Origin of the sequence: Novipirellula sp., from assembly GCF_041583735.1 — a bacterium.
In the GTDB taxonomy this organism is placed as follows: Bacteria; Planctomycetota; Planctomycetia; order Pirellulales; family Pirellulaceae; genus Novipirellula.
On sequence record NZ_JBFHFD010000012.1, the window covers coordinates 20,956 to 40,991 of the forward strand.

Sequence of the window (20,036 nt, forward strand, 5' to 3'; positions counted from 1 at the left end):
ATGGACGACGCTCTGTTGCAAGCACAGATTGATGAACTGCGCCGACGCCTGCTTGAAGCCGAAAACACGATTGAGGCGATTCGAGGAGGCGAGGTCGATGCCTTTGTGGTAACCGAGGGAGGAACCCAGCGGATCTACACGCTCCAGGGGGCTGACCGTCCCTATCGGTTGCTGGTCGAACAAATGCAACAAGGTGCGGTCACATTGACCGATCGTGGCGACATTGCCTACTGCAATCGTCGGTTTTCCGAGCTGCTGGATTTTCCCCACCACCGCTTGATCGGCACCCCGCTGGCCGACTTTGTCATCCTCGAACAACCGCATAGTTTCCCTGCGTTGTTAGAGGCTGGTCGCACCTCGTCGGCACAAACCGAAGCCGAACTGGTCGCGTCCGACGGCACCCATATCCCCGTGATCTTGACCTTCAACGCATTGGATCCCGAGAGCGGGGTAGCCATCGGCGTGTTGATCACCGATCTGACCAGCCAACATTCGCACGAGCGACTGCGTGAGACGACCGAGCAACTGCGGATCAATGAAGAGCGTTATCGCACTCTATTCCAGTCGATCGACGAAGGCTTCTGCGTCCTGGAAATGATCTATGACGACCAAGGGCGGTGTTGCGACTATCGTTTTTTGGAGGTGAATCCGGCATTCGAAAAACAATCCGGGTTGTCCAATGCGCTAGGTCGGACGATTCGGGAAATGGTCCCGGACATCGAAGAGACATGGCTACAGATTTACGGCGAAGTCGCTGAATCGGGAATTCCAAAGCGATTTGTCAACGAAGCAGAAAAATTGTCCCGCTGGTTCAACGTCTACGCGTTTCGCTTAGGGGGAACGCACAGCCGACGCGTCGCCATTCTGTTTACTGACATCACGCAACAGCGTGCAGCCGAGATTCAACTAAAATTCGCCCGTTCACGACTTGAATCGACGTTGCATGCGGCAGAGATTGGCACGTGGGAATTTGACTTGATCTCGCAGTCCGTTTCTGCCGATGCGAACCTCGCACGCATTTTCGGCTTTTCCCCTAACGATACCGACGAACGTCCCTTATCGGCCTATCTTGCCATGATTCATCCCAACGATCGTGGCACGGTGAGTGATGCGATTAGCGCAGCGATGGACAGCGGCGATCGTTTGGAAGTGAGCTATCGAATCAGCGTCGGCGGCCGCCCTGATCGGCACGTGGTTGCGCGAGGGCGGGTGGACCGTGACGACACCGGACGTGCTGTTCGTATGCCTGGCGTCGTGATCGACGTCACGGCCCAGCGTTTGGCCGAGGAATCGCTTCGCGAAAGTGAGCGAAATCTGCGTTGCATCGCCGAGAGTCTCGAAGAGGCCGATCGGCGAAAAGACCAATTCCTGGCAACATTGGCTCACGAGTTACGAAACCCGTTGGCCCCGATCAAATCGGCCGCGCAGATGATGCAGGCGGTCGACGAAGATCCCGAACAACTACGTGAACTCAGTGCATTGGTCAATCGACAAGCCGATCAAATGGTTCGTTTGATCGATGACTTGTTGGACGTTTCACGGATCAGTCGTGGCAAAATCAAACTGAGAACGGCCACGGTCGATTTGTGGGATGTCGTCGCGGTCGCACTCGAATCGGCGGCTCCCTTTATCGATGATTCCAAACAGCAGCTGCATGTGCAAAACGCCAAGGAAGCATTGTTTGTCACCGGCGATGCGGCTCGTTTGACACAAGTCATCGTCAACCTGCTCAACAACGCCGCCAAATACACCCCCGCGGCTGGCGAAATCTGGTTCCGCGTCGAAAGGGTCGAAAACGAAGCTTGGATCACCGTTCGCGACAACGGCATCGGCTTGGAAAAGTCATCTTTAAATAAAATTTTTGAGATGTTCGAACAAGTCGACGTCTCAAAAGAACGGGGACAATCAGGTTTGGGGATCGGGCTATCACTGGCCAAAACGTTGGTCGATCTTCATGGAGGCACAATCGTCGCCGAATCCCCAGGGGTCAATCAAGGGTGTCGCTTTATTGTCAAACTTCCCTTGCTGGTCGGCTACACGCCCCCAGAGGAAATTGATTCAGGGCAACCGGTTACCACCAATGGCGAGTCGCCAAAGTATCGCATCCTGGTCGTCGACGATGCCCGCGGTATCCGCTATGTGTTGTCAAGAATGTTGGTAAAGATGGGACACTCGGTGGTCGAAGCGATCGATGGCGAAGACGGCTATCGAAAAGCGATCGAATATCTACCCGATATTGTTTTTTCGGATATCTCGATGCCCAACATGAATGGGCATGAATTGGCACAGAAGATTCGCCAAACCGAGACGCTGCAAAACATTCGTCTGGTCGCTTTAACCGGTTTCGGACAAGATGCCGATCGGCAAAACGCAATCGAGTCTGGATTCGACGAACACATCGTAAAACCAGTTGACATTAAGGTCGTCGAGCGACTACTTCACTCGAATCCATGAGACACACTTGCCACCAATCGCGATCGACTAAGAGGCTGTGGTCGGCGGGGATTTGAGCGAGCGTTGGAAAGCGAATCGCTCGAGGTGCTTGGGATGGGTTGTTTTAAGTCCTTGCAGCGCCTCTTCGATTCGCGCCGGAGTGCTGGTGACGATAACCAACACCGAACCATCCGCAATCATCTTTTCGTAGTTCTTTGCGGTATGATGATGGATACCCCAGTGCCGCGTTTCTCCGAGCAATCCACCGACGGTGGCGCCACCGACCAGTGCGACAAGCGGGCCGGTCACAACGACCGGCACCATCAGCGTGGCAATCGAAAGCGGCAGTGCCACGGCGCTACTGATCACCGCACCTAAACCCATCGACGCGGCGACGTCACGTGCGATCGTGGCGCCCCGTTCCCAGTTCAAATTCTCGAGTGCCTCTTCATGCCCTCGCCAAACCAGCGAGACAGCGTCGGGGGCAAAGTCGAATTTTTCGAGAACTTCAACACCAATTTGTGCTTTCGCAAGCGAATCATAAACGGCCACTAGACATTCCGCGTTCATCGTTGTCTTCCTCGTAAAGGCACTCGCAAAAAAAATGAGCTTCTCAAGGCAAAGTTGTCGTTTCCGGACCAGACGGAGTGATTCGAATCAACGCATGAAGAAGACCGCGGCCGCCAACAGAAACAGAATCAAGATGATGAAGTAGGTTGCGGCCACGATTCCAAAGGCAAAGCTCGGCTGGCGTCGATCCATCGACATTTGCTCTTCCTTGCCTCGTTCACTCGGTGGAACCCCCGTATCATCATCATCACGAGCGTTTTTTTCGCTATTCAACATCGATTGTGTCTCGTTTACTGTCCTACTCATCTTATGCCCTTTCTTTGCTAGGCTTCTCTGGCTCGAAACCAAGACCACGAATAACACGGTTCCGAGTGATCCACACGCTGCACGGCGCGTGCCGAACGACATAGCGAGTGACATTCCCCATCAAGGCGCGGCCCAGAAAATTGCGGGGCGTTTCCCCCACAATCAACAAGTCGCTTTGATGATTTTCAACGAAGGTGACCAACCCTTCACTGACATGATCGCTTTCAATCAAGTGCGGTTTTGCTTGCGGAACTTTGACGTGCAGTTGTTTTAGTGCCGAACGGTTTGCCGCGGATGCCAGTTCTTTGACCGATTTCGGATCACGTTCGATTTGAAATGCAACTCGGCTGGCAAAGGGGATCACCGAAACCAGATCGACATCCGTCAACCGCCCCCAACCGGTCTCGACAAACTCCTCGATCGCCGCCTGGGCCGAGGCCGTTTCCTCATAACCGATCGCAATTCGCAGCGGACGATCCGCATCATCCAAGATGCGTTCCCGAACAACCAGCACGCTGCAATGCGCATGCGTCGCGACAAATTCGCTTGTGCTGCCGAGCAACAATCTGCCAACGACGGAGTGTCCACGTGCTCCCAACACCACCAAGTCGGCCCCTAGCTCCGATGCGACGTGAACGATGGCTACGCCACGATCTCCTTCGCGAATCTCGTGACGCAAATTGACGTTCGCGCCTTCAAACATCAACTGAACGTTCGCGAAACACTGTTCCGCGTAGCCACGCTCATGCTCGATCGACTTTAACATCCAATCCGACATCGGATAAGCACGATCAATCGAGGGGATCTCGATAACCGATACCACCGTTAAGTCGACTTTATCGGGGTGAGGCAAGTGCGCCAGGAAACGAGCGGCCACTTCCGCACTCTTGGAACCGTCAATTGCAAGAACAATGTTCTTCATAAGATTGCTCCCTACACCCTTGATCCTACCGCAATCACATCAAACTAGCAAAAATTTTCCCTGTTTTTACGTTCCCCACCCGCACTCGCTCGGCACGATAAAGGCATTCGGCGAAAGCCGCACTGTTGCAGCGAGTCGAAACGTCTACCCCTGCAAGGCGGCTTGTTACGGGCCACGAAAGCCGTTGATGAAGGGAGCCGCGAAAAACACGAGCCGGCAAGAAAGCGGGCAACTTGGGGGGAACGGATCTCTTGGTACCCTTACCCTAAGTTGCTAAAATAGAAGATCACTCCTTTGCCACAATTTTACCCGCGATCCAAATTGCGAGTCGGCGAGGAACCTTTGCTCTCTAACGCTGAAGCTTTCCATTCCAACTGGACACTCCGTATGCAAGATGCGTTAGATCAAGTTCTGCAGTTTGGCCAATTTGCCATGCTGGTCATCGCCGTCAGCGTGGGCATCATGCTGCTACTGTCGATCGTCGATCGACATCCACGCGACAAAAATCCTCACGACGAACGGGATCCTCGTAAATAACTTCGTTACGACTGAGGTTGTGCTTCTCGGTCGCTGGCGGCCCGATTGCTTGCGTCGCGATTGCTGGCAACCCGCTCAGTGGCCGATCCCTGTAGTGCCCCTCCCTCTTTTGCCGCCGCTGCATGCACCGCAAACGCGTCGGTGCGTGCGACCAATACCGTTTCCAAACAAAACGTCATTTTATGTTTGGGTTGAAACTCGCGCCGAATCACTTCAATCATCTCGTTGCACGCGCCGGGCGGCGCGATGACCTCGATGCGAACTTGCGGTTTTCGCAGTGCTTCACCGGACTGGATATCACTGCGGCCTGCGCCGACGCATGGTATTGTTGTGAACCCCGAGGCCCCCAATCGAACGAATTCGTTTTCGAGGATCGTTTGCAACTCGGGTGCAGCAACCACCGTCAATCGCTGAATCTTCGAAACTCGGCGGCGACGTGCGGATTGAGCATGTGCGGCGACAGGCTCGTGCGCGTCGAGCCCCGTGACATTGAACACCAAGCCTTGCTGTTCGAAATCGGCTTCCATTTCATGCAGTTTGTCCATCACGCTATGATCGACCAATTGTGTTTCGGAAAGATCGAGCTCGACATTTTTGCGTTCTAACAATCCAAGGCGTTCAATTTGACGTCGAATCGGGATCCAGTTGCTAAACACTGCCGATTTGTACGCAACCAAACGAACCGTTTGCCCATCGTCATCAAGCAATTCGATTTCCGGTTTGATCAGTGTCTTCAGTGGCACGCCGTTGGAGAGATGCATTGCGATCTTGGTCGCGATTCCAATCGCAATTCCGATCAGCAAATCGGTGGCAAGCACGGCCACAAGCGTCACTGCAAAAATGACAAGCTGCTCGCGTCCGATCCGCCACACATTCATAAATTCCTGCGGATGAGCCAAACGGAACCCGGTGTAAATCAACATTGCAGCGAGTGCGGCGACGGGAATCCGATGCAAAACCATGGGGATAAACGCGACACACACCAACAAAAACATGCCGTGCCAGAAATTGGCAAATCGCGTACGCGCTCCATTATCAATGTTCGCTTTGCTACGCACGATCTCGGAAATCATCGGCAATCCACCGACCATCGACGCACAAACGTTGCCAATGCCCACCGCGATCACGTCGCGATCCATATTCGTTTTGCGTTTCCACGGATCAAGCAAATCGACCGCTTTGGCACTCAATAACGATTCGAGACTGCCGATCACAAAAAACATGAAAACCCAGCTCCACGCTTTGGGCTGGGCCAGCGCCGTGAAATCAGGTGTGGTCAATTGATCGAACATGCCAAAGACATGCTTGGGCATCTCGACCAAATACTGTTCGCCTAGCTGGTATTCGTGATTCTGTAGCGTGTACGAGTGCTTGTGCATCAAGTCGAATCCCATCCCCATCGGAATCGCGACAAGCAGCACGATCAATGGCGACGGCAACAATTTCGTCCATGCCGTTTTTGTCCGAATCATCGGCCAAATAAACATGATCACGACGCTGGTCAATCCAATCGCCGCGATCGCGGGATTCGCCGACGCGATAAACTCGGGGATCTTACCGAGCATCTCGATCGGAGTTCCTGACGCACTCACGCCAAGTGCGACCGGAATTTGTTTCGCGATAATGATGACGCCGATGGCTGCCAACATCCCGTGAACCGCAGAGATCGGAAAAAATTCACCGAGTATCCCGGCTCGAAAAATCCCGAAAAAGATTTGCAACAACGCAGCCACCACACCGACCGCCAACGCCGCACGATAGGCCGCGACATCGTTTGCCCCCCAGCCCCCAATCGACGAACCATCGCCACCGAACGATTCGACACAGCCCAACACGATCACGATCAAACCAGCCGCAGGACCCTTGATCGTCAATTCCGAATCGCTAAACATCGTGGCAATCACCGAGCCGACGATGGCGGTAAAAATACCGGCAATCGGCGGAAAGCCACTCGCAATCGAAATCACCAAACAAAGCGGCAGGGCGATCAAAAAGACAAGCAGTCCCGATACGATGTCGTCCTTAAAGTACTTTTTGAACCCTACGACGTTTCCTCGAGGGACTTCCCGTTGAACCGGTACTTCATTGCTCATCAAAATCGTTCCTGATCCAGTGTATTGTCGTCAAAGTAAATGGTTAAAAAAAACAAAGAGAGCGTCCCATCGCCGCTAGCTCTCTGTTTCCTTCCGCAGCGACACAGGCTACGGATCAAGTTCAACGTAGACCGGCGTGATCGTGGAGTCGTGGTCGGTTGTTTTTACGCTCGCGACGCTTTCGGACGGTTCGTGCTCGGATGCTTCAGGCTCGGGATCCTCGGTCATCGGATTGCTTTGTCGTTGCCGCGTCAACTCTTTCGCCGCGTGATACCGCGACGCAACGCCTGGCTGTGGATACAATCCGCCACCAAGGATCAGCAAACTCAAGACCAGCACCGCAAACTTCTCTGCGGGCCGCGCATGCATCGGAATCAGCGTGCGATTATGACGTCCCGTGAAAATCCGAAAGTATGCGAATAAAACCGCAATGCCGTTTAGTGCCGCTGCGATCACCACCATCGATCCCACCAAGGGATAGACGTCAACCGCCCCCTCGATCAGCAGCTCCATTCCCACAAAGCCAACGGTCGCGGGAAATCCAATCGACGCTAACCCGGTTAGCAAAAAGAAACCCGACAGAATCGGCATCTGCCGATACAGTCCATGGAAATCCGCAAGCGAGATGCGTGAGATCCGAGCCTCGATACATCGCAATGTGATTCCGAACCCGGTCAACGACATGCCAACGGAAACCCATAGACACAACGCTCCGGTCAATCCGATGGGGGTGACCAATTCGAGTCCCACCAACACCAACGATGATTGACTCAATAACAAGTAGCAAAACATTCGCCGTGCTTCACGCTGAACCAGTGCCATGCCGCCGGCATACACTGCGGTAAAGAGCGACAAGATGGCGATACTTTGCATCGCCCACGAGGGTGCGATCGGTAAAATCAACCGCATCACGGCGTACGCGCCAACCAGCGGCGTTGTAAACAGAATCGCGGTTCCGAACGTTCCCTTTTCGAAAAGATCGGTCATCCATAAATGCAGCGGGAAAATCCCCGCACGCAGCAAGCATGCCGTCGTCAAAAAAGCCCCGGGAACCAAGACCGCTGACGAATGCACATCGACCATCGACATCCACGCCCAACCGGCCACCAACATGACCACAAATGCGCCCATATGGATTCGATAAATCCGAGTACAACGCCCGCGTTGGCGAAGTTCCAGATAGGGTGGGATCGTCGACACGACCAATAACAGGATCAACGTCCATGATTCGCGGCAACTAAACGTTGCCAACATCAACGATTCCGAAACCAGTGTCAGTTTCAGTGAGAATCGCGGTGCCTTGGTGCGAAGCGTCGCCAGCACCGTGACCAAAAAGATCAGTGCGACAAGCGTCAACTGATACGAACTGAGCTCGTCGACCACAAAGATGTCGCGATTGAACAACCAATCCAAGAACAACCAATGATCATGCGCCTCAAACGCGCCCAACGAGACAAAGTCAATCAGTTCGCCGACGGTCAACGCAAACGTTGCCGCGCAAATGACAACACAGTGACGAAGCGAGCGTTCTGAATTGCCAATGAAGTGAACCCACAGGGCTCCGATCATGGGTACGAGAATCGAAACTTCGATCCATGGAAAACGCAATTCTGACATCACGCAACCCTCTGTGATTCTTCAGGGTGCAAGGGGGCATCATCCGATTCGCGAGACGCTTCTTTGGAAAGCAAGTCAGTGACTTGGCGTTCCAAGGAATCGAAAATCAAAAACAATGCGAGAAATGGACGAACCACAAACTTATCTAATGCAATATCCATAAATCCGCGGTCAAAACCGAAACGATAAGCCCATCGGTGCACGCGCGGCGGCAGCATCCGTGTCCAGCCTGATTGCCGTTCGGTGATCCGAGCCCCGAGTGCATTCTCGAGCTCGTTGTAGTCGCGAAGCAACGTAGGAGCACGAAGCAATTGCATGGTACGAAGCGAAGCGTGGCCGATGATGTGGATCAAGGCCAAGTAGCGGAATCCAAGTCCGATTTCCATCACAATGATCCCTACCTGTGTCAGCGAGGCGTACGCCAACGAGACTTTAATGTCACTCTGCACTCGCGACATCAACCCGCCACACACAGCGGAAACAGCCCCGAGCGTGATGACCATCAACTGCAACGTCAACGAAGCTTCCAGTAGTGGACTCATCCGCAATAACAAATAGACTCCGAGATGCACCGACAATGCACCATAAAAAATCGCACTCGAGGGTGTGGGACCTTCCATCGCTCGTGGCAACCAGCCCGAAAACGGGAAGAGCGCCGATTTGCCGGCAGCCGCAATCAGCATCAACGTGCCAACCAACAACGCCTGACTTGAATTCACCGCAGCGGTCCCTTCGGGCCAAACGCCCGAGCTCATCAGGCCACCGAAATCGCCTTCGCCCGTCATGTGATGCATCGTGATTGCCGCGATTAAAAACGCTGCATCCGACAACCGATAGATCGACCACACGCGTTGGCCATTACGAACCGGATTCTCTCGTTCATGGAAGTAAGCCACCAATAGCGCCGAGGACAACCCGACCATTTCCCAACCAACAAATAGCGTTTCAATGGTTCCGGCCAACGACGAGGTTACCATCCCGCAATAGAACACCGCGTAGTACAAAAAGAAGCGTCCGTAACCTTGTTCGCGGTGCAAATAGCGACGCGTGAACGCTCCCACGACTCCACATAACACACACGACAGAATCAGAAACGGAATGCTCAATCGGTCAAAAACAAATTTGAGGTGAAAGTGAAAATCGAGATCCGCGTCCTCGATCGTGACCCAATCGCCTAATTCGATCGGCACATAGCGAGTCCCGACCACTAACATCAGCACCAAAATCCCGATCGCCGGTAGCAACGAAAACAACACCGCTGCCTGCGTGATACGCGAGATCGAGGTCTCGCTGAGCGGCCGGTCCACGAGCGCCGACAATCCTAAGATCGCCAGCAGGATCGCCGGGCTGGCGACGACGGCAGTCCCAAGTATTTGGAAGACCGTTTCAGTAAGGTTCATAGAATCCCTTCGCTGCTTGCGGCTTGACGGAAAATGACAGAGTTGTGAAGCAAGATGTGCAAAGCAAAGTTTGTAAAGGTTGTAAAGGTATTGGGTGGTAGAAGTAGGTCATCACGACAATCACAAATCACACAGATCACGATTTGTGCCAAGCGGCGTCCGGCGAATCAAACCGCCGACGCCGTGGAGGCTAGGGAATCGAGGCATCGGCTTGTCGTGGAGCCGCTTCCGTGATCGAGGCAAACCCGAGCAACCCTCGTTGTCCTCGGTACCAATCGATCGACGATTCGACCTCAGGCAACTGCTGTGACTCCGGCACATAGGGCTCGTATTTACCGTCGACATAGCGAGACAAAGCCAACGTTTCAGGGTCTATCAGAGCGAGTTTGATCCAGTTGCCTTTGACCAATTTGGCAATGCCTGGGCTGGAACGGATGATCTGATCCATCATTTCGGGCGTCGTTTCGATCACGAACAACATACGAATCGGCTCATGGATTTCGACCATCTGTTGTGACAACCCAGGACGCAAATCGCTGGCGGCCCCCGTCATCACCCCGATCATCGAAGCAACGTTGTGCGGCAATTTTGAACCGCAACCATATCCTTCGGTATCGACGGTCGAAAAATAGTATTCCAAATTGATGCCCGCACACACGGGGATCGCCGCCGACAGTATTCGCGTTAGGATCGACGCCTGATCGTCGTCAATGCTGGGGTCGTAAGAGGTCACAAAAGCGCGCCGGTCCAGAAACAATCCGCGACTCCATTCACGTCGACCGACAAACGTCAACGCATTGGTGGCATGGTTGTATTCGGGCCGTGCTTGCGATAGATCCTCGGCTCGCTGTTCGACATGTTCGAGTGCTTCGCGTGGTGTTAAATCCAAGGACGCCGATTCAAATTTCCGTGAACGTTCATGCGCGACTCGCGTTCGCGTATCGTTCACGCTCTGTTCAATGCGGCGAAATAGGGGACGGTGAGTCCGCGGTAACAAATCGAGATCGTAATACTCGACGTTCTCGTTGCATGTATTGTGATAAGCCCCGACAAAACGAACGTCATCGGGAATTGCGACGCCACGCGCGGCGGTCAGCTTGCGGACGCGTGGATCGTTCGCCATCATCGCGAACGCACGGGCATTGGGGCCTCCGCGACCACCGCTACAAGCCCCACAGTTGTAGGCTGATTCGTGAGGATTGTTTAAACTACTGCTGCCGTGACCAAAGAACAACATGATCGGCGGGAAACCTTGAACCACCCCGATATCTTGCAGGATCCGTACGACAATCCCGGCCATCTCTTCGAGACTGTAGCCGAGCGAATCCGCATCGGGGCCGGGTTCGTCGGTAATCCGCTCGAGGTGCAACTCCGTGGCGGGTGGACGAACAAAGGTGCCAAACGATTTGCGAATTTGGGAGGTCAGTCGAGGTGCCAAGATCCGCGCGACCATGGGAAACGTCGCGACGGCACCAAACACACCGGTCACCCAACCGCCAACCATCGTGCGGCTACTGGCGTGGACTTGATGCGTCATCCGTCCGATTTGACGGCGGCGATATGCCCGTCGCTCGCTGGAGGTGATCGTCGAAAAGGTGGGTTCTTCTAACACATAGTGCTTGGGCGTAATGATGTTTGGACACAGCGGGCGGAAATGCGCGTGGTCGGCTCCCTGGTAGTACATCGCGACCGCGAAAAAACCGGCTGCCGATGCGGTTTGACATTCCGAGTCGACTTCTTCCAAATGACGACGGAACGATTCTTCGCGATCATCGATGCAAAAAATGGCGATATAGGCTGGCGCCCGATTGGGGGATCGCTGCAGTGCGACGCGGCGGCGAGTATGAGCTGCCACCGCATCCAAGGTTGCAATTTGGTAGTGCCGTTCATACGCGAGGTGTAAAATGTGACGTCGCTCTGTTGACGAAAACAATTCAATTTCGCGGATCAAACATTTCCACTGCGGTTCGGACATGTTGATCAGTTGCTCGGGAATCCAGCCTCCGGCTTGCGCGAGTTGGAACACCGAGTAGCATCGCTGTTCCGTCGAGGGCCCCGAATCCCGTTGCCACTTTTCGCTCGCGATGCGATGAATTTCACTGATGTCCGCTGTCCCGAATCGCAATTGCCCCACAGCCGCGAGCGCGTGCCGTTCAAGCATCAACCGAATCGCCAAATATTCGTGCAACGTCCCGGATGGCGCAGGTTTGGGCAACCAAGGCGCGTTGGATTCCATCTGCCAAATCATGCCCGCCCAACCACGTAGCGACAACAACGTTAACTCGATTTTTTCGCCGAGTTGATCCGCGTGGATCCCCATCGCGTCCAACGATTCAGCGATCGACTCAATCGGGTCAAACGGTCCTTCGATGATCATCGCTAATTCGTTCTGCAGCCCCTCCATCCAAGCCGGTTTGATCGTCAATCCGCTTCGGTACAACGAGGCAAACGCCTTGGCAAAACCATGTTCCCGGTTTGGCAGCGACCAATTGGCCAGCCCTTGATCAAGGAACGCTCCACAAAACCGAATCAGCACTTCGTTGACGGTGACGTCAATGTCGTCGCCGGTGATCTCGACCAACAAGTCTCGCAGTCGAGCTGGCTCGTCTGCCACACCGGTCTGCAAATTCGCTGCTTCGACACCATTGTGGCAGACCGCCCACATCAATTTTAAAACAAACGATTCCCACTGAGCCGCCGACCATGACTGCAGATCATTCCCCTGGCAATCGCGAATCACCTGCTCGACGACTGCGGGCAGCGCGGTCGAAGCCGCTTCACACTCACTGCGTGGGGCACCGGTTTCGCGATTTCGCAGCACCCAATTTCGTGTGTGCTGGATCACTTGCTCGCGGCGCTGCGGCGACACCTCGCGACTAAAACGTCTTAGCAAATCGCTTTCGGCAAGCAACCAGCGCAATTCGGCATCGGGAGCCGAATGCAGCGTCATTTGCAGCATTGCTAAACGCAACGTGTACCGCGTTCCGAAACTGGCGATTAAGTTGTCCGCATCGTCGTCTAGCTCGTCCATTAACACGTGACGCAAATCATCGACCGAGATGCGACCTTTTTCGATCTCCTCGCGATAACGCTCTTCCGACAGGTACGGTTCACAACCGTATAGTTTCCCCCCCCGAATCACCGCCTCTTCAAACGGCAAATCCTCGAACGAATGCAGCGTGTTGTGATGCACGAAGACCGAGATCGGTCCCTGAGAGGGCAAGTAGTGCACCGCATGCTCGATCGCGGTATGGATTGCAGATGCTCGGTCAGAACTTGGCGTGACGTGCAGCTCGTGGCGAGAGTCAACGTCCGCTGACACATCTTGCATGTAACCGATCCTCGATGGCAAATTTTGGGAAAGAGCGTGCCGCCTGAGACGACATTCTCTCTCTGCGAGCACGCCGCGTGCCGCGAGCCGCCGCCAAAACGACGCTTCCACTACTAACAAGCTGTTTCTTGCACAAATTGCCGCTATATCTTTTCTTTAAAAACGGAACCTTTTCCTCACGTATCGACCCGAACGCATGTTAGATAAGCGATTAACTCGGCAACCACGGCCCCGCCGCTGCAATTTTCTGCACGGCATGTGCAGAACATTGCAGACGCCGTAACAACATCTCAAAAGAGAAAACGAAACCCGCTGCAGGCTTCGCAATACAGAAAGTCCGCAATGGAATGATGACGAAATAATCCCGCCTCTATTCCACGACACGCCAGCCTCATCGACGTAGCACTTTAATGGATCTGCCATCGGGCTTCCTCTATTGAACACGACACTAAATGATCCGCATTTTGAGATTGGGAAGGCAACTGAATCCGCGAAGTGGATTCCAGTCACGCCGCAGCACAAAGATGGTAGGTTGCACGGAATCAAACACAGAAGAGAAATCGTTTCCACAAGCCGGTTCGCAAGTGTGTAGCCACGGCTACTTTTATGCATGCCCCCCCCCTCCCGCCGATGGGGCCGCAACTAGACCCTTTTTTGGGCAGTGGTTATGATCTACACCAGTGCCGCTTTCGCCACCCTCTGCTTGTCAAAATTTATGACTCAATCTGCTGTTGCTCGAACCCAATTAACCGACGCAACGGATGCCGGCACCGATCTCGGAGAACGACTTCGCGAGTCGTTGGAAGGGCGGGAACCAGACGCTGTCATCTTGTTTGCGTCCCCGCAATACGATTACTCCCGCTTGCTCACGGCACTTCAGCAATCGTGCGAACCGAACGTGTTGGTCGGTTGTTCGTCGTCGGGCGAATTTACTTCTCAGGGCAACAGTGACGGTTCCGCGTGCGCCGTCGCGATCTGTTCCGACGAAATCGAGTTTTCTGCAAGTATGGCGTTAGGGCTCAGGCACGATTCCGAAGCGGTCGCTCGGCAATTGGCGGGATCATGGCAGGGCGAGCATCGACATCATTTTCGCTATCGAACCGCACTGGTGTTGACCGATGCGTTGGCCGGACACGTCGAAGAGTTTTTAAACCAATTGACAATCGCAACGGGAGGCGGATACCGGTTCGTCGGCGGCGGTGCTGGCGACGATGCCCGCTTCGAAGAAACCCATGTTTTCTGTGGTACCGAAGCTGCGTCGGATGCCGTGGTCGCACTCGAAATCCTGTCGAATAAACCGATCGGAATCGGAGTCGCGCATGGCTGGCGAGACGCGGGTCCCTTGTTGCGAGTTACCGAATCGCGAGCCACCGATGTCGTCAGTCTAAATTCAACCACCGCAACCGATGTGTTTGCCGAGCATGCCCTGGCAACGGACCAACATTTTGACCGCACCGCCCCGTTACCTTACTTTCTGCATAATGTTTTAGGGGTTCAAACCACCGACGGATACAAGCTCCGCGTCCCCCTACAGATTCAAAGCGACGATTCGATCTCCTTTGCCGCCGAGGTACCACGTGGCAGCACCGCCCGAATCATGTGTACCACAGCAGTCGACGCCAGTGCGGCGGCCAGCGCGGCGTGTCGATCGGCGCTAGATCAAATCAAAGGCTCGGAGCCTGCCGTGGCCCTGTTTTTTGACTGCGCCGCGACGCGGCTACGACTTGGGAAGAGTTTCGGTTTGGAATTGCAGGCGTTACAAGAGACGTTGGGAACCGACTTTGTTGGTTGCAATACGTACGGGCAAATTGCGCGAGCGGAAGGACAGTTTAGCGGGTTTCATAACTGCACCGCAGTCGTCTGCGTCTTTCCCGTTTGAGCCACGTTATGAATTTCGCCCAGACGCTAGACTGGATTGCCTCGCTAGCGGCGCCGGCAACAAGACTCGAAACCTCACAGCAGTTTGCACGTGTGCTCGGGGTAGAACATCTAATCGTGTTCGCCGAGGACACCGACGTCGGACAAATCCTGCCAATCTCTGGCTTTGCTCAAACGTTGCCCGAAGGCAAATCTTGGCAAACATTTTTGCGTGGTTGCCGTGATTTGGCTCGCCACACCGCGACGCTCGCCTACCCGGTTGCAGAGCATCGGTGTTGCGCCAACGGTATTTCGATCGGATCGTTGGTGATCGTGTTATTGGGTGATCCGCACGCCTCGGCGGTGGGGCTTGATCTGTTCGAACAGACGCGGCGTGGCTGGGAACTGTTTGCCTATGGCGTCTCCGGCGAACTGGCCTCGGCAGCCTCCGCTCGCCACGCGATGGATGCCCGTGAAGCGGCCGAACAATCCCGTCGTCTCCTGCTGAGTTTGGATTCGGCTCGTCGTGAACTTCAAGACGCCGTCGTCGCCGCAGATCAAGAAATTAACCGTCGCCGTTTTGCCGAGGCCGAAGTTTCGCGGCTGTTGTTGGCCGAGAAACAATTCTCGCGATTGCTGGCCGAGAGCGAGGCACGGCTTCGTTTGGCCGCTCGCGCCGCAGGCTTTGGTACCTACTATGGCGACGTGCAAGCGAACCAAGTCAGTCTGTCACGCGAGTTCATGCTGCTGCTCGGGTTGCCAGCAGACCACAATGACACGATTCGCTTGAAACGATTGTTGAGCTCGGTACATCAAGACGACCGCGACCGCGTCGCACGAAAAATGGACCAAAGCTTAGACTCCGCCGGGAATGGCGAATTCCAGGATGAACATCGCATTGTTCGCCCTGATGGCGAAGTGCGATGGGTGATGATGCGTGGCAGCACCATCTTTGCAGGAGATCCTCCCACACGTTATCCCTCTCATATCGCCGGAGTCGCGATCGATATCACCAAGCGTCACCAGTACGAAGATCAACTCAATGAAGCTCGTCACGCTGCCGAGGCTGCAAACGAAGCAAAAAGTCTATTCCTCGCTAATATGAGTCACGAGATTCGCACGCCGATGACTGCGATTCTTGGCTTTGCCGATCTGCTTCATTCGCGACTGCAGGACCGCAAAGACCAAGCATGTATCGAAACGATCAAAGCCAACGGAGATCACCTCTGCGAGATCCTTAACGACATACTTGACCTCGCAAAAATCGAAGCGGGAAAGGTCAACGTTCGTCGCCAACCCCACAACATCGTCGCATTGGTTGACCACGTGCATACGCTCTTAAACGGCCGCGCCACGGAAAAGGGACTGCGTTTGCACGTCCAGTACGATGGTTCGATCCCTAGCGAGCTGCATACCGATTCGAAGATGCTGCGACAAATCTTGATCAATCTGGTCGGTAACGCAATCAAGTTCACCGAGCGAGGTGAAGTGCGAATTGTTATCCGTTGCCATGCCCGCAACGAGCAGCTCGAGATCGATGTCGTCGATACCGGAATTGGCATCCCCGCCTCCGACCTAGAGACGGTATTCACCCCTTTTGAACAGCTTGATAACAGCGCCACACGAAAACATGGCGGCACGGGGTTGGGGCTTGCGATCACTCGCCGCTTGGTCGAATTGCTGGATGGCACGATCCGCGCCGAGAGCGAGGTGAACAAGGGATCTTTGTTCCGATTTACTTTGCCGACGGGACCGCTTGAGGATGCGATCTGGATCTCGCCGTCCGCGACACGGACCGACGCCCCGAAAGTGAACCGAACCAATCGGGTCCAAGATGGTACCGACAAGATGCCGGAAATATCGGGACGTATTTTGACGGTGGACGACAGTCGCGACATCCGGTTTCTGGTTCAAGCATTTATACGCGCCGCAGGGGGCGAGGTCCTGTCGGCGGTCAATGGGGCCGAGGGAATTCAGAAATGGATCGCCTGCCGTGACGGGGGGACGCCCATCGACGCCATTTTAATGGATATGCAGATGCCGGTCATGGACGGGATCACCGCAACCCAACAATTGCGTCACCGAGGTTTCCAAGGACCGATCATCGCGTTAACGGCAAACGCATTACAGCGTGATCAACAGCGGTGCCTTGCGGCTGGCTATAGCGACTTTATTACCAAACCGATCGACCGACGTGAATTGCTTACCAAACTCTCACGCTGGCTCACGCACGACGCGTCCTGATGCAACCTGCCTCCGTCGCGTTTAAGCCGTAAAACCGTGCCGCTACCCAAAGTAGATGGAATTGGGCTTGCGCCGCTCCGTTAGAAAAATCTCCACTGGGCCCCCAAAACCCTTGGGCCCCCAAAACCCTCGCTGATTAAAGCTGCATTTCGGCCTTGGCTTCGCAAAACATATCAATCGCAAACTGCAGATCCTCTTCGCGATGCGCTGCAGAGATCTGGGTACGGATCCGTGCTTTGCCTTTGGGAACGACCGGGAATGAAAAACCAACCACATAAACCCCCTTGCTGAGCATCAGATCGGCCATTTGAGACGCGACAACGGCATCGCCAAACATGATAGGGACGATCGGATGTTCACCCGGCAGAATGTCAAAACCGGCTTTCTGCATCCCTTCACGAAAGAAGCGAGTGTTGGATTCCAAACGGTCACGAAGCTCGGTCGACTCGTTCAGCAACCCGATCGCACGCAACGAGGCGGCGACAATCGGAGGAGCGACCGAGTTCGAAAACAGATAGGGTCGACTGCGTTGACGTAAGTACTCGATAATCTCGCGTCGTCCACTCGTATAACCACCGCTGGCGCCGCCCAAAGCTTTGCCGAGCGTTCCGGTGATGATGTCAATTCGGTCGATCACGTCGTGGTGTTCGTGAGTTCCCCGGCCATGTTTGCCCATGAATCCGACCGAATGCGAATCATCGACCATCACCAACGCATTGTACTTGTCGGCCAAATCGCAAATCCCCGGCAGATTGGCGATGTAACCATCCATCGAAAACACGCCGTCGGTCGCGATCATACGGAACCGAGCGGCGGACGCATCGGCCAATTTGGCCTCGAGATCGGCGAGATCGTTGTTGCGATAACGAAACCGCTGGGCTTTGCACAAGCGAACGCCATCAATGATCGAGGCATGATTCAGTTCGTCTGAAATGATGGCATCCTCACTGCCGAGCAACGTTTCGAACAACCCTCCGTTCGCATCGAAACAAGACGTATAGAGAATCGTGTCTTCGGTACCGAGAAACTCGCTGAGCGATTGCTCGAGCTGCTTGTGAACATCCTGAGTTCCACAGATGAAACGAACCGACGAAAGTCCGTATCCCCAACGATCAAGCCCTTCGTGCGCTGCCTTGACAATCTCGGGGTTGTCAGCCAACCCCAAATAATTGTTAGCACACAGGTTTAGCACCGACTGTCCCCCCCCCACTTGAATGCGAACATCTTGAGGCGAGGTAATAATTCGCTCGGATTTATAGAGTCCGTTATCACGGATCTCGCCTAGTTGCTCGGACAAATGGGTTTGGAACGCGCCGTACATAAACTTGCTTTCGTGTGAGTGAACTTGATCGGTCAAGAATCGCGGGCGATCGACTAAGTCAGTTTCGTTACGCCTGGGATTGCGAACGAGGGCTCCGGTCGATCTCCGTTCCAATCCAAGTCTTTGGGATACAGGTCTAGCGAAGATTTCTCAGTGACAAATTTCCAATCGACGAGTTGACCGGTATACGCCGCCATCCGTCCCATGACCGCCGTCAGCGAACTTTCTGCGGTTGTACGAAGTTCGACAATGGGATTGCCGCTACGAATCGAGTCCACCAGATCCTTGTGTTCTTGACGATACGCATCGGCAATGCTGCCCTTCATGCTCCAGATCTCTTTGCCACTGCGATCAAAGAACCGCGATCCGCCACTCATCGCGTCGATGTAGGCTGTGCCTTTGCTGCCGTAGATCACGTTTCCGTTATCGCCCTTGGTCCCGGGGATTTGGCGACACATGAACGAGCAAACTCGGTTGCCCGGATACGTGTAGTCGACCGACACGTTATCCCACATCTCACTGTCATCGGGACGAGTGAATCGCCCGCCTGAACCATAGGCGGTTTCGGGCGCCGATCCCATCACCCAATTGATGGCGTCGATGTTGTGAACCGCTTGCTCGGTGATTTGGTCACCCGACAACCAGATGAAGTGCATCCAATTGTTCAGTTGATACTGGGTATCACTGACGCCTTCTTTACGATTCTTGTACCAAATGCCGCCCGAGCAATAACGGGTCGTGGCGCTAACGATATCACCGATCTCGCCATCGTGGATTCGCTTGATCGCTTCCACATAATTGACTTGGCGGCGGTACTGTGTCCCCGTGACAATCGATGTTCCCTGCTTCACCGCTTCATCATGAGCTTGAATGCAAACTCGGTAACCTGCGGGGTCGACACACGACGGCTTTTCAGCGAAGACGTGCTTGCCAGCAGCAACCGCCTCGGCAATATGGTAGGGACGGAAACCGGGCGATGTGGCTAAAATCACCAAGTCGACATCGGGATCGCTGAGAACCTTTTTGTAAGCATCCAACCCGATGTGGATACGATCGTCTTTGACGTCAATTTTATCGCCATATCGCTTGCTCAAAATCGTACGAGCTCGCTCGCAATTCTCTTGCTGCAAATCGGCCATCGCCACCACGCGAATGTTGTCGTTGATTGACAACGAATCGTTGAGGGCTCCGGTTCCTCGTCCGCCGACTCCGACGATACCGATACGGATCACACGATTCGGATCATCCGACCCCGATGCTGCGTGCAGCATCTGAGGTGCAATCGCACTGCCGCCCAATGCTGCGGTGCCTAATGCCGCCGACAAAGCGGTACCACCGCGAAGCACGTCGCGACGCGTTGGCGTGCTGGGATTAAGCTCGCTCGACACTGCTGCCGGTTTGCAGC

At 54.5% G+C, this 20,036-nt stretch carries 13 protein-coding genes; 4 read left to right on the top strand and 9 right to left on the bottom strand.

Features of this window, described 5'->3' with window-relative positions:
* Complete coding sequence (locus ABX962_RS02230; protein WP_372716206.1) at positions 1 to 2,454, top strand: ATP-binding protein; 2,454 nt, start codon at positions 1 to 3, stop codon at positions 2,452 to 2,454.
* Positions 2,455 to 2,481: 27 nt separating this feature from the next.
* Here the strand turns inward: ABX962_RS02230 and ABX962_RS02235 are convergent, their stop codons facing one another.
* From ABX962_RS02235 to ABX962_RS02245, 3 genes are all read right to left on the bottom strand, one after another.
* On the bottom strand, positions 2,482 to 3,003 hold the full coding sequence (locus ABX962_RS02235) for a DUF1269 domain-containing protein (protein ID WP_372716208.1): 522 nt from the start codon (positions 3,001 to 3,003) through the stop codon (positions 2,482 to 2,484).
* 87 nt (positions 3,004 to 3,090) lie between these two features.
* The gene (locus tag ABX962_RS02240) at positions 3,091 to 3,309 is read right to left on the bottom strand and encodes a hypothetical protein (protein ID WP_372716210.1); all 219 of its coding nucleotides are present in this window, start codon (positions 3,307 to 3,309) and stop codon (positions 3,091 to 3,093) included.
* 1 nt (position 3,310) lies between these two features.
* Positions 3,311 to 4,231, bottom strand: a complete 921-nt coding sequence (locus ABX962_RS02245) for a universal stress protein (RefSeq protein ID WP_372716212.1) — start codon at positions 4,229 to 4,231, stop codon at positions 3,311 to 3,313.
* Positions 4,232 to 4,525: 294 nt separating this feature from the next.
* On the opposite strand from ABX962_RS02245, the gene ABX962_RS02250 reads away from it, so the two are divergent.
* On the top strand, positions 4,526 to 4,768 hold the full coding sequence (locus tag ABX962_RS02250; RefSeq protein ID WP_372716214.1) for a hypothetical protein: 243 nt from the start codon (positions 4,526 to 4,528) through the stop codon (positions 4,766 to 4,768).
* Between the two features lie 5 nt (positions 4,769 to 4,773).
* On the opposite strand, the gene ABX962_RS02255 is transcribed toward ABX962_RS02250, so the two are convergent.
* The 4 genes from ABX962_RS02255 to ABX962_RS02270 form a co-directional block, all read right to left on the bottom strand.
* Entirely contained in the window at positions 4,774 to 6,861 is a 2,088-nt protein-coding gene (locus ABX962_RS02255) for a SulP family inorganic anion transporter (protein ID WP_372716215.1), read from the bottom strand.
* A gap of 108 nt (positions 6,862 to 6,969) precedes the next feature.
* The gene (locus ABX962_RS02260; protein ID WP_372716217.1) at positions 6,970 to 8,478 is read right to left on the bottom strand and encodes a proton-conducting transporter membrane subunit; all 1,509 of its coding nucleotides are present in this window, start codon (positions 8,476 to 8,478) and stop codon (positions 6,970 to 6,972) included.
* The gene (locus ABX962_RS02265) at positions 8,478 to 9,878 is read right to left on the bottom strand and encodes a proton-conducting transporter membrane subunit (RefSeq protein ID WP_372716219.1); all 1,401 of its coding nucleotides are present in this window, start codon (positions 9,876 to 9,878) and stop codon (positions 8,478 to 8,480) included. Before ABX962_RS02265 ends, ABX962_RS02260 begins: the two co-directional genes overlap by 1 nt.
* A 190-nt stretch (positions 9,879 to 10,068) precedes the next feature.
* The gene (locus ABX962_RS02270; RefSeq protein ID WP_372716221.1) at positions 10,069 to 13,209 is read right to left on the bottom strand and encodes a DUF2309 domain-containing protein; all 3,141 of its coding nucleotides are present in this window, start codon (positions 13,207 to 13,209) and stop codon (positions 10,069 to 10,071) included.
* Positions 13,210 to 13,924: 715 nt separating this feature from the next.
* On the opposite strand from ABX962_RS02270, the gene ABX962_RS02275 reads away from it, so the two are divergent.
* Together ABX962_RS02275 and ABX962_RS02280 are read left to right on the top strand one after the other, a co-directional pair.
* The gene (locus ABX962_RS02275; RefSeq protein WP_372716223.1) at positions 13,925 to 15,088 is read left to right on the top strand and encodes an FIST signal transduction protein; all 1,164 of its coding nucleotides are present in this window, start codon (positions 13,925 to 13,927) and stop codon (positions 15,086 to 15,088) included.
* An 8-nt stretch (positions 15,089 to 15,096) separates the two neighbouring features.
* On the top strand, positions 15,097 to 17,310 hold the full coding sequence (locus ABX962_RS02280; RefSeq protein WP_372716225.1) for an ATP-binding protein: 2,214 nt from the start codon (positions 15,097 to 15,099) through the stop codon (positions 17,308 to 17,310).
* Between the two features lie 136 nt (positions 17,311 to 17,446).
* On the opposite strand, the gene ABX962_RS02285 is transcribed toward ABX962_RS02280, so the two are convergent.
* Entirely contained in the window at positions 17,447 to 18,631 is a 1,185-nt protein-coding gene (locus ABX962_RS02285) for a glycine C-acetyltransferase (RefSeq protein ID WP_372716226.1), read from the bottom strand.
* Between the two features lie 53 nt (positions 18,632 to 18,684).
* Positions 18,685 to 20,019, bottom strand: coding sequence for a Gfo/Idh/MocA family protein (locus ABX962_RS02290; RefSeq protein WP_372716230.1), 1,335 nt, complete (start codon positions 20,017 to 20,019; stop codon positions 18,685 to 18,687).
* Positions 20,020 to 20,036: the final 17 nt, after the last annotated feature.